General features: G+C 65.5%; 8 protein-coding genes. 3 read left to right on the top strand and 5 right to left on the bottom strand.

Going from position 1 to position 15372, the window contains the following annotated elements; genetic code table 11:
* Window positions 1-298: 298 nt before the first annotated feature.
* The gene (locus ABIE67_RS49565) at window positions 299-2926 is read left to right on the top strand and encodes an SdrD B-like domain-containing protein (RefSeq protein WP_370271037.1); all 2628 of its coding nucleotides are present in this window, start codon (window positions 299-301) and stop codon (window positions 2924-2926) included.
* Between the two features lie 247 nt (window positions 2927-3173).
* On the opposite strand, the gene ABIE67_RS49560 is transcribed toward ABIE67_RS49565, so the two are convergent.
* Entirely contained in the window at window positions 3174-4157 is a 984-nt protein-coding gene (locus ABIE67_RS49560) for a helix-turn-helix transcriptional regulator (RefSeq protein WP_370271036.1), read from the bottom strand.
* A gap of 657 nt (window positions 4158-4814) precedes the next feature.
* A protein-coding gene (locus ABIE67_RS49555; RefSeq protein WP_370271198.1) for an IS5 family transposase occupies window positions 4815-5614 on the bottom strand; the annotation gives its coding sequence in 2 pieces (ribosomal slippage) (window positions 4815-5276 and window positions 5279-5614; 798 coding nt in all).
* A gap of 619 nt (window positions 5615-6233) precedes the next feature.
* Between ABIE67_RS49555 and ABIE67_RS49550 the strand changes: the two genes are divergently transcribed.
* The gene (locus ABIE67_RS49550; RefSeq protein ID WP_370271035.1) at window positions 6234-6569 is read left to right on the top strand and encodes a hypothetical protein; all 336 of its coding nucleotides are present in this window, start codon (window positions 6234-6236) and stop codon (window positions 6567-6569) included.
* Between the two features lie 679 nt (window positions 6570-7248).
* On the opposite strand, the gene ABIE67_RS49545 is transcribed toward ABIE67_RS49550, so the two are convergent.
* From ABIE67_RS49545 to ABIE67_RS49535, 3 genes are all read right to left on the bottom strand, one after another.
* The gene (locus ABIE67_RS49545) at window positions 7249-9387 is read right to left on the bottom strand and encodes a LamG-like jellyroll fold domain-containing protein (protein ID WP_370271034.1); all 2139 of its coding nucleotides are present in this window, start codon (window positions 9385-9387) and stop codon (window positions 7249-7251) included.
* 469 nt (window positions 9388-9856) lie between these two features.
* On the bottom strand, window positions 9857-11284 hold the full coding sequence (locus ABIE67_RS49540; protein ID WP_370267871.1) for an IS1380 family transposase: 1428 nt from the start codon (window positions 11282-11284) through the stop codon (window positions 9857-9859).
* A gap of 274 nt (window positions 11285-11558) precedes the next feature.
* Window positions 11559-14141, bottom strand: a complete 2583-nt coding sequence (locus tag ABIE67_RS49535) for an SdrD B-like domain-containing protein (RefSeq protein WP_370271033.1) — start codon at window positions 14139-14141, stop codon at window positions 11559-11561.
* Between the two features lie 507 nt (window positions 14142-14648).
* Here ABIE67_RS49535 and ABIE67_RS49530 point away from each other — a divergent pair.
* Window positions 14649-15230 (top strand): hypothetical protein, encoded by a 582-nt coding sequence (locus ABIE67_RS49530; protein ID WP_370271031.1) that lies wholly within the window; start codon window positions 14649-14651, stop codon window positions 15228-15230.
* Window positions 15231-15372: the final 142 nt, after the last annotated feature.

Raw genomic sequence — 15372 nt, 5'->3', positions numbered from 1 at the left:
TGCTGATCTGAAGTACCGATTATGTGAGTATCCACTCGATCGCCTTCTGATGCGTCATACAGGATAAGTATGTAGATCTTTACCAGTATTCCTTGCTCTGCGTGACATATCGATATGCATGTATATCGATGTATAGATGGGACTGGTGATGGAGCTACGGCAGCGCCGGCGGTGGGCCGGTGGGATGTCTTTGGCGTTATCGAGTGCGTTGGCGGCGTCGCTCGCGGCGACGGGTGTGGTGTCGTCGGCGTGGGCTGACAGCGGGGATGGTCAGGCGACGGTTCGTGTGGTGCGGGAGGTGAACGCGAACGGTAAGTGGGATGAGGTGCTGGAGCCGGGCTGGGCCGGGGTCCAGGTCGTGCTGACCGATGACGCGGGCAACTCGGTCACCGGGACCACGGATGCGAACGGTGTGGTGAAGCTGGACCCGGGCAGCAGTCTGTCGAAGGGGAAGTACCGGATCGAGGTGAAGAACCCGGATCCGAAGGTGTATTCGCCCGGCCAGGCTTCGCCACGGACGGATCTGCTGGACCGGACCGTGCTGTCCTCGAATGTGGAGTTCGTGGACCTGTCGGGCGGCAAGAACGTGGAGATCACGACCTCGTTCTGGAGCCCGGAGGACTACTGCCAGCGGAATGCCCCGCTGGTCGCCGCCTGCCAGAATCCCTCGATTCCGCCGCCGGACCCGACGCCGGCTACCCGTCGTACTCTGACGTCGATCCCGTTCAACGCCCGCGGCGTGCAGATTCCGTCCGACGCTCCTCCCAACCCTGACCAGTCGCGGGCGCTGGCGACCGAGGCGCAGACCGGCACGGTGTGGGGTCTGGGCTACAACAAGGTCAACAAGAACCTCTTCTCCGCCGCCTACGCCAAGCGGGGCTCGGACTACGGTCCCGGCGGCCCCGGCGCGATCTACGTCACCCAGCCCGACGGGCAGACCCGTCTGTGGGCCAGGGTCCCCAACCCCGGCACCACGCCGCACCAGCCGGGCGTCAATATGGACCTGGCGTTCAACCCGGTGGTGGGCAAGCAGTCCCTGGGCGATCTGGACGTCAGCCCAGACGGCAAGGACCTGTACGTCATCAACCTCAACGACCGCAGGCTCTACCGCTACGACGCCACGCTGGCCACCGCCACCGCGCCGAAGGCCTCCTACGCCATCCCGGACCCAGGCTGCGCCTCGCCGGGTGACTGGCGCCCGCGCGGTCTGGGCATCCAGGACGGCAAGGTGTACGTCGGCGGTGTGTGCTCGGCCGAGTCCACCCCCAACAACAGGGCCAACCTGCGCGCGGTGGTGTGGAAGTTCGACCCGACTACGGGTCAGTTCACCAACACCGTCATGGACCAGGCGCTCAGCGACTTCCGGCGCGGCGGATATAACGGCATCCCCTGCGTCGGCAATACGTGGTACGCGTGGAGGAGCGACCGGCCCGTGAACCAGGTCGACTTCGACGGCGTCAACCATGCCTGCGGCGAGGGTCCCATCCAGAACCCCGAACCCGAGTTCGACGACATCGCATTCGAGACCAACGGTGACATGGTCCTCGCACTCGGTGACCGCTTCCCCGACCGCTCCGGCTGGGCCCTGCCCGACTTCCCGGGCTTCCCTGCAACGACCGCACTCAACGGCGGTGACCTCAACCGGGCGTGCCTCGGCGGCAACCACATGTTCGTCCTGGACGCACACGGTGGCTGCGCCAACCACGACACCGCCGCCACCAACGGCGGTTACCAGGACCCGAGAGTCCCGGAGTTCTACCCGGGTGAGTGGGGGGCCTTCGGTAACCACCAGGAGGTCAGCCAGGGAGGTCTGGCCCTGTCCAAGGTGGAGACGGTCATGCCCTTCACTGCCATGGACCCCCTCTCGGTCCCGAGTAACTGGTGGACGGGCCACGGGCTGATCTGGGTCGACCGCCAGAAGGGCACCCGGCTCGGAGACCCTGACGGGAACGGGATCGACAACGGCGGCGCCTACCTGAACAACAACTTCGGCAAGGCACGCGGTATCGGTGACCTGGAAGTCCTGTGTGATCAGGCGCCGTTGCAGTTGGGTAACCGGGTGTGGCAGGACACGGATGAGGACGGTATCCAGGATCCGGGTGAGCAGCCGTTGGTGGGTGCGACGGTGAATCTGTATGACGCCGACGGCAACAAGATCGGCACCACGGTCACCAACTCACGGGGTGAGTACTACTTCGACTCCACGATCACCAAGAACGTGGCGGCCGAGGACCTGCAGTACGGCCGGACGTACACCATCAAGATGGACAACCCGGCCGACTACCAGGCCGGCGGAGTCCTGGAGGGCTCGTCGCCTACCCGTCCGAACGTCGGCGACAACGAGCAGATCGACTCCAACGGCGAGACCGGCGGCAGCCCGTTCCCGGCCATCACCGTCACCCCGCAGGGCGCGGGGCAGAACAACCACAGCGGCGACTTCGGGTTCACCAAGTCCAGCGTCGACCTGGGCGTCGACAAGACCGCCCCCGCCAAGGTCCTGGGCGGAGCGGCCATCGAATACCAGGTCACCGTCACCAACAACGGCCCCAACGACTCGACCGGCTGGAAGGTGACCGACCCCATCCCGGCCGGGATCACCGACGCCCGTACCGCCGACCCCGGGTGCAGCATCAACAACCAGATCCTCACCTGCACCGGCGGTCCGCTCAAGGTGGGGCAGAGCCACATCATCACCGTCCGCGGACTGGCCCCGAACCCGCCCGTCGACACGATGATCGAGAACTGTGCGGTGGTCATGGGCAACGAGCCCGACCCCAACCCCAGCAACGACAAGGCGTGTGACCCGACCGAGATCGACGTCCCCGTCATCGACCCGGCCATCGGCACCGCCGCCGCCGCACTCCTGACCCTCACCGGCACCCTCTACCACCGCCGTCGACGCGACACCATGGGAGCCGCCATTTAGCGAAAATCGCCAACACCTCTCACTGACAGGCACAGACTGGTCCCTCCCCGGCGGACGCCGCAGGGGAGGGACCAGTCGCGTCCCTCTCAATCGAACGTCGAGCCTTGAACGCCGACAAGTCCAGGTTCTGACGTGCGGTCCGGATCCGGTAGCCAAAGGTGTTGTCGAAAAGGGAGCCGGAACCCCCACCGTCCCCCTGGGCATGAACCGTTCCCATCGAGATATCAGCCTCCGACGGAGCTGCGCCTCACCGGGGTGACTGAGAGCGGCTGGAAGGTCGGGGGAGTGTGTGGGATGGGCTGGTGCCGTAGGTGTCGCGATAGAGCGCGGCGAAGCGGCTGGGATGGGCGAAGCCCCAGCGGGCGGCAATATCGGTGACGGTTCTCTCGCCCTGCGGGCGGGCAGCCAGCAACTCGCGATGGGCATGGGCGAGACGCGTGCGACGCAGATAGGCGAGCGGGGTCGTGTCGAGGTGGCGGCGGAACGTGTACTGCAAGGCGCGAACGGTGACGTGTGCCGCTGCCGCGATTTCGGCGACGGTGATGGGCTGATCGGCGTGGTCATCGATGTAGGTGATGGCCCGTCGCAGCGTGGTGGGGTGCGCGTCCCTGCGGTCCTGCGCCGTGGGAGCGGTGCTCACCGTGTTGGGGAACGCCGCCAGGACGCTGGCGGCCAGCAGCTGACTGCTGGTGGAGACGATCAGTGGCTGTTCGGCGATGGCCGGGTCGGTGAGTACGTGGTCGCGCAGGTAGGTGATGGTCTGCTTCAAGTGGCGGGACGCAGCTGGCGAGTTGGGCCGGTGTCCGGTCAACCGCACTGGCCTGCGGGGCGGTTCGGCGCCGGTCGCGGTGACTTGGTCGAGTAGGTTGAGGTCCAGCATCGTGATGGTGCAGCGGGCGCGGCAAACGTGACCCGCGTACGACAGGTCCGGCGGCGCGAGCACCACCATGTCACCGGGCCCGAAAGTGTCCCGGACGCCAGGGAAGACGTGGTCCCGGATAGTTCCTTCGTGGACCATACACAGGCAGATCTTTCCGAGCGGTGTCACCGCGTAACTCATGTCGATGGCGAGGTCCAGCTCATCGACGCTGATGGAGGGCAGGATGCTGCGGCGGACGCGGACCCTGCCGGCCGCGGCGGTGTTACTGCTGATACGCATCCGGGCATAGGCGCGACTGAGGAAGCCTTCCACCATATGCAGGTCGTCGCTGTCGAAGATCAGCGTCTCCATCGCCCTACCGCTCCAACAGGCATGCGCGGTTGCACGACTGCCCGGAAGTGGACACGGACAATCGCATTTCTTCTTGGCTGTCTCTCGCGGAACACCTGAATTCCACGTTCATAAAGCAGTTCCTCCAGATGGCGCGAAGAGGAAACCGATGATACAGCCATACCGCATATGTACCTGTCGGCGCCGAAGTAACTCGAACTGTTATGCGGATTCCGGTTCCCGGGGTGGGATGCCCGTGCGGAGCTGCCGATACTCCTCCTTCGGAGGCGAAGTCCGTGCATATCTCGTGGCAACCGCCTACCTTCCGGCCCGACCTGCCACGTTCCTTCGAGACGGCTCAGGATTCAACCCATTCACGCCACCAGTGGCACAACTACCTTCCCTTGCTGGCCCCTAGCCGATCTACTAGCGATGCCCGGCCCGAAGCGCGAAGGGGTGCGGCCCGGGTAGCAGGTCGGGGTGCGGCACTAGGGGTGCGGGCCCACCCCGACTCTGCGGAACCGCGGAGGGCCGGCCAGGATTCCCGGTCCCTCCTTGGGACTTCCCAAGGCGACCTGACCAGACCAAGACTCTGGCACTGGAGTTGGGCTGGAGCCACGGCGCGCTCTCGATAAGCAGGATGCGATGAACATGTGAGTGGCCCACTTAGAGGTCATCTCATTTGGTGAGTCGGCGGTAGCAGATCAGGGTGCAGGCGATGCTGGCGAAGGCGAGAAAGTGGTCGGCCTTGCGTTCGTAGCGGCGGTGAAGGCGTCGGCATCCGGCGAGCCAGGCCATGGTGCGTTCGATGGTCCAACGGTGGCGGCCAAGTCGTTGCGAGGTCTCGATGCCCTTGCGGGCGATGCGATGCCGGATGCCTCGACCGGATAACCATCGCCGCAGGTGGTTGTAGTCGTAGCCCTTGTCGGCGTGGAGTTTGTGGGGTCTGCGTCTCCGGCGTCCTCGGCGGGAGCGGATCGGTGGTATGCCCTTCACCAGCGGGATCAGTGCCTGGCTGTCGTGGGTGTTGGCGCCCGAGATGCCGATGGACAGGGGCAGGCCGGTCCGCTCCGTGATCAAGTGGATCTTTGACCCGTACTTGCCTCGGTCTACAGGATTCGGGCCTGTCAGCTCCCCCTTTTCAAGGCCCGCATGTTGACCGAGTCGATCGCGCACCGGGACCAGTCCAACTCGCCGCGGGACCCGAGTTCGTCGAGGACCAGGCGGTGGAGTTTGGCCCACACGCGGGCCTTCGTCCACTCGGTGAATCGTCGGTGAGCCGTCGCGCCAGACGGACCGAACGACGGGGTCGGCAACTGCTGCCCCGTGCAGCCGGAGGTCGTCACGAAGACGATCGCAGCCAGCACTTCGCGGTCGCCGTGCCGACGCCGGCCGCCACCCTGAGGCCGCGATGGCGCCTCCGGCACCACCCGCTGGAACAGCTCCCACAACTCGTCCGGCACCAGCCGCTCAACGATCCCTGCCACGACCAGCAGCTTACCCAGCCAAATGAGATGACTCCTTAGATCCCAGCGGCCTGTGCGTCAGCCGCCGGGGAATCCTGGGAAGGAGTGCTCCTCGGTACACCGAAACCCCGAATGTCTCCTGCAGCGCGACTTGGCCCTTCTCGGGGACAGCCGCCCGCCCAACTCCCTCCGCAGCAGCATGTCCGCGTGAGCTGCGTCGTCTGCCTGTAAAACCCGTTCCTGACCGTACGGGCGAGCAGGGTGAGCGCAGAGACGAAGAGAGGCCCAGAACCCTGCTCATGACTGGCCCGGGGCAACTGAAGCAGACGCGCCCGGATTTCGACCCCGTAGGCCATGACTCCGGGGTACACATGAGCCACCTTTCCATATTTTGCGCATATTATGAGGATATTGCGCCAGGTCGATCTTTGACGTAACGGTTGGCGCTCGGCTGTGTCCAATCCCTGTGGAGGCGTCCTAAGGAGCCGCTGCGCAGACGCCGGTTGTTGGGACACTGGGCGGTAAGCCCTCGGCTGGTGCGGAAGTTGACAGGGAAGGCCGATGTGAAGTGTGGGGTGGGCTCGCATGCCAACGGCCAAAAGCCTCATTCCATACAGGCAAGGAGAGGCAAGTGACGGAATGTCACATGAAGGCAGACGATGAGTCGACCACAGAGCCGGGACGGGTACTGGCTCCCGAGCTCGCGGTCGTCCCCGCTGCCGCCGACATGGTGCTGCGCGCTGCCATATACCCGCTGGCCGGGAAAACGCGACCGGAAGGCATCTGCGCGGCCGGATCGGAAGCCGCAGGATTAGCGCAAGCAGGCAATGCACATCCCGGCGACTCGATGATGAAGGATGGACAACGACACCAGAACCTGCGTTTGATGGCTGCCCGCCGGAAGCAGCGTAGGGAAGCACTTGCCTCGCTGCGTATCCACCGTGCGCTCGCCCTGGCCGCCATGTAAAAGGATCCGTGATCCGTGTCTATTTCCTGCTTTTTTCAGTGCTTTGTGGGCGCATCTTGCTACGTACGCGCAGGCCCCTCAACCGCTACCGATGACTGCTCGAAGTGATCGACACCGGCCCCGGCACTCTCGCCGTTACGCCTTGCTTCCCGTGCAACTGTGGGGCCCCCGACGGGAATTGGGGGCTCCATGCGTAAAAGTCGTCCAGTCCCCGTCGAGGGCGCTGAGAGATTTCTACTAAGGACGTCAGCCGCTGTCGAGCGCCGCCTGGCAGGGTTCGCGGCCCGTCCCGTGATCACTCGAAGAAGGCTCACTTACCGACGAGCGGGATCGTGCCCTTCCGAATCTTCCTTCAGGTTTCGATCCATTGCCATGCGGTCAGTGCATTTTTCGGTGGCGACGGGTGGAACAGACATCTCCTCCATTTGCCGTGCGCCGCTGGCCGCGTGAAAGACGAGTAGCTCACAACCTGAGCCTGCGCGCGTACTCCATCCCGAGGATGACCACCCGGAAGGGTAGTCTCGCCTGTCTGCTTGACGGCATCCGGTTCGTTGCGTCGGCACCTCGCCTCACCAAGGCCTTCAGTCCTCAACGGGCGAGTCTGGAAAACCGAGCCGCGGTGCCGTCAGACTCAGGCACTGCCGAAGGTGGGGACAGGAGGTACTTCATACTCCCCTTATCAAGGTGCGGCCTGGACGCCGAGCGCATGATGCTGTACCACCTGAGCGGGGGACAGAACGCTCGGGTAAACAGCGGTCTCGTCGATCTGGCCGTTGAAAAACAGGGTCGACGGCGGGTTCGGCCAGCGGCTCAGTCCTTGCGATTCACTCCCGCCGACGGCCCAATAGCCGCTGTAATCGGCGCTGGTGGTCACGCCCGGGTTGCTCGCCTGAAGTGCCCCGTCCACGTAGAGCTGCATCCCGCCAGGCCCCTGGGTGGCGACGACGTGATGCCACCGGCCGTCATTGAGGGGCGCGCCACTGCTGACGATCTGGGGTGCCCCGTTGAACACTCCGAAGTTCACACGGCCGTCAGCGCCCATGTACATGTGCTTGTCATCTTGGTGGCCGGCCGGCCAACCGCTGCGGCGGTCCAGGCCGATGAGCTTGCCGCCAGTGGGCGAGGTGGTCTTCAACCACATCTCCAAGGAGTACTCCGCGAGAGTGCCGGTAGCGCGGTCGCTGTAGGTGTACTCGTTGTCACCGAGATAACCGACCGCGGAGTGGGAACCTGGCACGGCGCCGGGGACCGCACCGCGGAGGGGGCTGCCCTTGTGCACGCCGCCGTTGTCCTTGCCCGATGAGTCAGCGGCGAAAGTCCCGGACTTCTCCTCGAACTGCCAGTAGAGGTCGGCCCCGTCGGCGACTACCTGCTGCTCGTACGGGCTCGCTGTCGTGGCCGCGGTGACCCTGGCGGATGTGGACTTGGCGCTGGTGTTGGTGCCGTCGCCGGCAGTGATCCGGTACGTGTAGGTGGACCCAGGCGTGACGTCGGTATCGGTGTACGTCAACTGGGGACGGTTCTCCAGCAGGGACGAGCCGGTGACGGTGTGGACCGGCTCGGCGGAGCCGTTGCGGTAAACCCGATAGGTCAACTCGTTGTCGTCCAGGTCAAGACTGGACTGCCAGCGTACGTCGACCGCACCCGGCCGGGTGCTGGACGCACTCACCTGCGGCACCGACGGCGTACCCGTGTCCGGATGGTTCGCGAACCGGGTCAGGCCCTGCTGCGGTTTGCCCTGCACCGTGGTGAACTCACCGCCCACCCATAGGTAATCGGTGCCGTGCTTCGACGCCGTCGTGATCACCCGCGGCCCGATCCTCTCACCGAGCCCGTCATTGGTGTCGGGGAACCAAGCCAGCGCCTTCGGATCCCCCACGGACTGGGCGAGCAGGTGCTGCCGGTCATGCAGCTCCGGGAACCCGCCCATGGACGAGCAGTCGTGGGCGTGCGAGGCGGAGTACAGCACACCCTTGTGGACCTCGACCGCCTGCGTCGCGCCCCAGCAGGTGTCCCGCCAGCGCTGGTTGAAGCCGTTGAGATCGAAGGCGATACGGCCGTCGAAGGAGGGCGTGGCGATGTCCTCGCTCGCGGTGTAGAAGCTGGTGGCGTCGGTGGTGATGTCCTTGACTGTTGACGTAACGGGTATGAAGTTCGCTGGATAGTTCCTGGTCAGAGCCCCACTGTCGCTGTTGACAACGGCGAGGGCGTGGGAGTCGGCCCCGTTGATGTGGCGGAAGTCGCCGCCAAGGATGACGTTCTTTTCGTCCGGGGTGACCTCGATGGCGCGGGCAACCGCATCGCTGTTGACCGTCCATGGACGCAGTGTCGCCGATGCGCGAGTGACGGAGGCGAAGTAGCGCCGGGCCTGACCGGCGACGGAGGTGAAGTCGCCGCCGAGGTAGACGCTGTCGTCGGTGGCTGCCAGCGCCCGCACGGTGGCGTTCACCGATGGCCTGAAGCCCGCCTTCGGCTTGCACGTCTTGATGTCGATGGCGGCCACGTTGCTCACCTTGACGCCATTGACGGTCCCGAAGCGGCCGCCCGCGTACAGCGTCTTGCGATCCGGCGACACCGCGAGCGCCCGAACCGTCGCAAGGCCGGAACCCACCGTGAACGACAGCTGACACGACGTCGGCCGGCCCGACGCCGCGTCCAGCGCCACGAAGTTCACCGCCGGGCGTTCCTGCGTACCGGCGCTCGCACCCGGCGGCCTGACCGCCGAGAAGGTGCCGCCGGCGAAGACCACGCCGCCCGCCTGGGCCATGGCCCACACAATGCCGTTGGTCTGCCAGGTGGGCAGCTCGTCCGCCGTCATCGTGGCCGGCGCCGACACAGCGGCGGCAGACGGAGCTCCCGTGCCGGCCCCTGCCCATGACACAGCAGCCAACGAGAAAGCAGTCGCGACAATTCCTACCGTGCGTAAGCGCATTTACCCCCGGGCCCTTTCCTGACTCGCGTCAAGACAGACTACGTCGCCGCAGGTGAGTGCCCTTGTCAGCAGATTGACAAATACCGTGCCAAGCTCTGTCACTTGTAGTTCATTGCCAGTTACCCAGTGATGTGTGCTGCTGACTCGGCGCGCCCTCTCGCGAAGAACTCCACAGCAGGACTAACCTCGATTCGTCAGCGGGTTTCGGTCGCTGAGTGATCCGGCGGTTCGCCCGTAATGTCCTCTGCCGTTGGAGGACGGGCCGTCGCGTAACGCCGCGGGGTGCGCCGGGTTCCACAGGCCCGGAGACTGCGGTCCTCCTCCTTCCTGGTCCTGGTCGGGGCGGGGCCGGCTGTCAGGTGACGGCCGGAAGCTGTGTGAGCCTGCTCCAGCAGGTGGTGAACGCCTTTGCCCAGGGCCAGGTCCGTTCGATGCGCAGGTAGCGGCGTCGGGCGTGGTCGGCGAGGCGGGCGGGCAGGTGGTAGAGGCGGAAGCGCATGGTGTCCGGCTCGGCGTGTTCGAGCCCGTCCTGGTCGTGCAGGGTGAGCAGCCGCAGCCAGGCGTCGAGATCAGCCGCGAGGTTGCAGGCAAGCATCCATCCGGCGTTGACCTGCCACGACTTGGACGGGAGGTTGTGCAGGCCCATGGCTTTGCCGGTGCGGATGCGATCCTCGACCTCGGCGTGGTCGCGGTGCAGGGCATCGAGGAACTGGACCTGGTGCGAGCCGGGGATGCCCCACAGGTGCCGGATATTCGTCGCGGTGATCGAGTAGCGCCAGCCGGTCTGTTTCTCGAAGTCGGTCAGCTTCTTGTGCTGCCGCCGTGAGGGTCTGACCCGGCGGACGATCAGCCGCATCCCCTGGGGCCAGCCCTCGCGGGTGTTCACCCCGGTCAACTCGGCGACCTGGTAGCCCTCCTGGACGCTGCCGTCCTGGTGCAGGGAGGTCTCCCATGCGCTTTCGGGGAGTTTCGCGATCGCCGCCTCGTCCTCGGGCGTGATCTTCCAGCCGACGGTGTAACGGACCGTGCGCCGCTTCGTGTTCAGTGACTCCAGGTGCTCCAGCAGACCGTGCGTGGCCCCGGCGCCGTCGACGCGGATGAGGAGCTTGGCCTGCGAGGAGCCGGGGACCTGCTCCAGACAGGCCGCCAGCACGCGCAGGTGGTCCTCGACGGTGTTCGCCCCGGCATTCCCGCAGCGCAGCTCCATTGCCAGGCTCTCACCGGTGTTCGCGCACCAGCCGGCCAGCGGGTGGAAGCCGAACGTGCCCTTGAACGTCGCCGCTGCCCCTTCCTTCTTCGAAGCGGCAGTGATGACCGTGGCGTCCAGGTCCACGACGATCCAGCCCTTCAAGTGCCGTCCGGCAACGGTGAGATAGGGGAAGCCGCCCGGCCGCAGATGCAGCAGGCCCCACACCTGGCGGCGCACCCGCCGCCGCACCTTCGCGATCTTTCGCAGCGTGTGTTCGTCGAGGCCGGCCAGCACCCGGCGCATCGTCGAGTCCGACACAGCCGGACCGAAGAGCTGCTGGTGGTGCAGGTGGAGCTGCTCGGCCTCCAGCAGACTCCGTGCTCCGAGCACGATCGCCACAGCCAGCTGGACCAGCACCCCGCTCCGCTCCCGCCACCCGGCCGCCGTACTCGACGGCAGCACCCGGGCCAGTCCACCCGTCAGCCCCAGGCGGTCGGCCAGTTTCCGCAGCAGCACCGCCCCCGCGTGCCCTACCAGCTTCTTCCCGTCAGCAGCCACGGACAGCCGACGGTCCCACCCTGTACTCTCGACCACCAGAAAGGTGCCTTGCTCTCTGCAGCGGATACGACGTAGACACTCGCATCCTCGCAGGTCAACGGCACCTTTCTGCTGTCAGGCTGTCAGCTCAACCAATTCCGCTGAATAGCCAGGGCTAAGGAGGCTCAAGACGGGCACGCAGCCGGTGAGACCTTTGCACCAGATATGACGATGGCTCCCCCGACTGGCGATATCAACGCCTGGTCCTCCCCAGCGGGTGCGGGGGAGGACCAGGCGTCAGTCAGAGGGGGGTTGGATGCGTCGATGGTGTTTATCGGGTCCTTTCGATGGTGTGGCGTCGGCGGTGGTGGTAGAGGGTGCCGGTGAGGGTCAGGAGTGCGGCGGCGGTGGTGGTGCCGATGGCCGGGTCGATGACGGGGACGTCGATCTCGGTCGGGTCACACGCCTTGTCGTTGCTGGGGTTGGGGTCGGGCTCGTTGCCCATGACCACCGCACAGTTCTCGATCATCGTGTCGACGGGCGGGTTCGGGGCCAGTCCGCGGACGGTGATGATGTGGCTCTGCCCCACCTTGAGCGGACCGCCGGTGCAGGTGAGGATCTGGTTGTTGATGCTGCACCCGGGGTCGGCGGTACGGGCGTCGGTGATCCCGGCCGGGATGGGGTCGGTCACCTTCCAGCCGGTCGAGTCGTTGGGGCCGTTGTTGGTGACGGTGACCTGGTATTCGATGGCCGCTCCGCCCAGGACCTTGGCGGGGGCGGTCTTGTCGACGCCCAGGTCGACGCTGGACTTGGTGAACCCGAAGTCGCCGCTGTGGTTGTTCTGCCCCGCGCCCTGCGGGGTGACGGTGATGGCCGGGAACGGGCTGCCGCCGGTCTCGCCGTTGGAGTCGATCTGCTCGTTGTCGCCGACGTTCGGACGGGTAGGCGACGAGCCCTCCAGGACTCCGCCGGCCTGGTAGTCGGCCGGGTTGTCCATCTTGATGGTGTACGTCCGGCCGTACTGCAGGTCCTCGGCCGCCACGTTCTTGGTGATCGTGGAGTCGAAGTAGTACTCACCCCGTGAGTTGGTGACCGTGGTGCCGATCTTGTTGCCGTCGGCGTCATACAGATTCACCGTCGCACCCACCAACGGCTGCTCACCCGGATCCTGGATACCGTCCTCATCCGTGTCCTGCCACACCCGGTTACCCAACTGCAACGGCGCCTGATCACACATCGTCTCCAGGTCACCCATGCCGCGTGCCTTGCCGAAGTCGGCGTTCATGTACAGACCACTGGTGTTGTCCTCGGACACGCGGGTGCCGTTGCTGCGGTTGAGCCAGTGCAGGCCGTGCCCGGTGACCGGGTCCAGGATGGGGTCCTCCGAGATGAGGGGCATGGTGGTCTCCACTTTGGAGATGGCCACCGAACCCTGAGCGGTTTCCGAGTGAATCCCGTTGTACCCGGACACGTGGTCGCCGGGGTAGAACTCCTGTACGTCCAGGGGCTGGGATACGCCGGCGGTGGCTGCGGTGGCGTTGTTGGTGCAGGCGCCGTTGCCGTCCAGGACGAACATGTGGTTGGCGCCGCGGCAGGCCCGGTTGATGTCACCGCCCTGGAATGTGGTCGTCGCCGGGTAGCCGGGGAGATCGGGCAGGGCCCAGCCGGTGCGGTCGGGGAAGCGGTCGGCGAAGCTGACGACCATGTCGCCGTTGGTCTCGAAGTCGATGTCGGAGAGTTCCGGCTCCGGATTCGCGATCCCACCAGGGGGGCAGGCCACGCCGTCCTGGGTCGCGGGCCGGGTGTTGGTCCACGGGTACCAGGTGCGGCCGCGGCAGAAGTCCGCGGCGGGTGGCGAGAGGGCGTAGTGGGGGTAGGTCAGCGGCTGGTCCATGACCGTGTTGGTGAACTGACCCGTGGTCCGGTCGAATTCCCACACGACAGCCCGCAGATCGGCCTTGCGGCCGGTGGACTGCGCCGAGCACACACCGCCGACAAACACCTTGCCGTCCTGGATACCCAGGCCGAAGGGGCGCCAGTCACCGGCCGCGGCACAGCCCGGGTCCGGGATGGAGTAGGAGGCCTTCGGCGCGGCGGCGGTGGCCTGCATGGCGTCATAGCGGTAGAGCCTGCGGTCGTGCAGGTTGACGACGAACAGGTCCTTGCCGTCCGGGGTGATGTCCAGGTCACCCAGCGACTCCTTGCCCACCACCGAACCGAACGCCAAGTCCATGTTGACATCCGGCTGGTGTGGCGTGGTGCCGGGGTTGGGGACCCGGGTGAACAACGCGGTGGCCCCAGTGGCCGGGTTGGTCCGGTAGATCGCGCCGGGTCCGCCGGGACCGTACTTGGTGCCCCGCTTCGCGTACGCGGACGTGAACAGCTGCCTGGTCACCTTGTTGTAACCAAGCCCCCACTGCGTGCCAGTCTCCGCCTCAGTCGACAAGTCCGTGACCAGGCCAGGGTTTGCAACGGCGTCACCGCGCGTGTTGAACGTGAACGACGACAGCGTGCGCTTGCTCGGCGGCGCGGCAGTCGGAATGTTGGCGTTCTGGCAGACGGCAGCCAGTCGGACATTCCCCTGGCAGTAGTCCTCCGGGCTCCAGAAGGAGGTCGTGATCTCCACGTTCTTGCCGCCGGAGAGGTCCACGAACTCCACGTTCGAGGACAGCACGGTCCGGTCCAGCAGATCCGTCCGTGGCGAAGCCTGGCCGGGCGAATACACCTTCGGATCCGGGTTCTTCACCTCGATCCGGTACTTCCCCTTCGACAGACTGCTGCCCGGGTCCAGCTTCACCACACCGTTCGCATCCGTGGTCCCGGTGACCGAGTTGCCCGCGTCATCGGTCAGCACGACCTGGACCCCGGCCCAGCCCGGCTCCAGCACCGAGTCCCATCGACCGTTCGCGTTCACCTCCCGCACCACACGAACCGTCGCCTGACCATCCCCGGCATCAGCCCACGCCGACGACACCACACCCGTCGCCGCGAGCGACGCCGCCAACGCACTCGATAACGCCAAAGACATCCCACCGGCCCACCGCCGGCGCTGCCGCCACTCCATTAGTAACTCGCTTTCATAACTGGTCAGACTCCCGTCGGGGTCTTTCACGCAGACCAGACGCACGGATAAAGATCATTACGGCGACTTGCCGTGACGAGCAGACAAACCAAGTGAGTGATTTGTCGCTTGATCGGATAAGCTATTGAAAGGTGAGTCTGTTCGTGCGTGATCGAGGTGTTTGAGCTGCGGCGTTGCGCTGGAGCGTCACGCAAGGTTCTCAATCACGGCTGGTCACAATCCTCTGCGGTCTGAGCATAGGTTCCACCTATGATCCCGATGGGAGTGCGCCTGCCTCGCAGTGGATGTTCGCTGCTGCGTGCCACCGATCCAGTGAGGCCCAGCCATACACTCCGAGCCATGGAGGGATGGAAGTTCTGGTGGGGTGTCGCAGCGTTTTTCCTTGCACTTCAGACCATGGAGGGATGGAAGTTCTGGTGGGGCGTCGCGGCGTTCTTTATCGCGGGCCTGGCGACGCAGGTCAGCGGATGGCTGGCACACAGACGACGGCGCGCAGAGACAGCCGCAGAGGCGGCTGCTGCCGCAGAACAGCGCCGAGTGGATTTCGAGTTACAAAATTTGATCGAAACCAATATGAAGCTTCACGCCTATAGGGAGCAACTGTTCTGCTTCGTCGCCGCTGCCCGTGAAGTTCGTGAGGCGCAGGCCCAGAACAGGCCCAGCCCAGAGGGTGAACTCCGTGCTGCGAACGAGACGCTGGAAGCTGCCGAGGGCGCCTTGCACACCAACGTGGGCTTAATTCTCGACGACGTCGTGCGGGACCGGGTCTGGCGGGCGATGGAAGCCATCGATCTGGCCGTGACCGAGGCCGTGAAACAGGATGAGGTCGACTTTCGGTCAGTGGGGTCGGTAGTGAACGAGGCATGTGACGCCCTCAGCAGCCGCGTCCGAAACCTGTACGCCACGCAGCCGATGGCGTGACTGGGGCCAGCGACAAGCGGCGAGCATGGTGATTGTGGGGGCGCAACGTGTCGCCCCAAGGACCAGTCACGTGTGGACTGCATCATGGGCGTCTATGAAGACACGGTGCGGGAAATGCGTCCGGAACGTGATCACGTGCGAG

Origin of the sequence: Streptomyces sp. V4I8, assembly GCF_041261225.1 — a bacterium.
GTDB lineage: Bacteria > Actinomycetota > Actinomycetes > Streptomycetales > Streptomycetaceae > Streptomyces.
This window is presented reverse-complemented; position numbering and strand designations above follow the sequence as displayed.

Bases quoted from the DNA above. Each gene is read 5' to 3' on its own strand.
- ABIE67_RS49560 (WP_370271036.1), bottom strand. From the start codon at position 4,157: ATGGAGACGCTGATCTTCGACAGCGACGACCTGCATATGGTGGAAGGC.
- ABIE67_RS49545 (WP_370271034.1), bottom strand. From the start codon at position 9,387: ATGACGGCGGACGAGCTGCCCACCTGGCAGACCAACGGCATTGTGTGG.
- ABIE67_RS49530 (WP_370271031.1), top strand. From the start codon at position 14,649: ATGGAGGGATGGAAGTTCTGGTGGGGTGTCGCAGCGTTTTTCCTTGCA.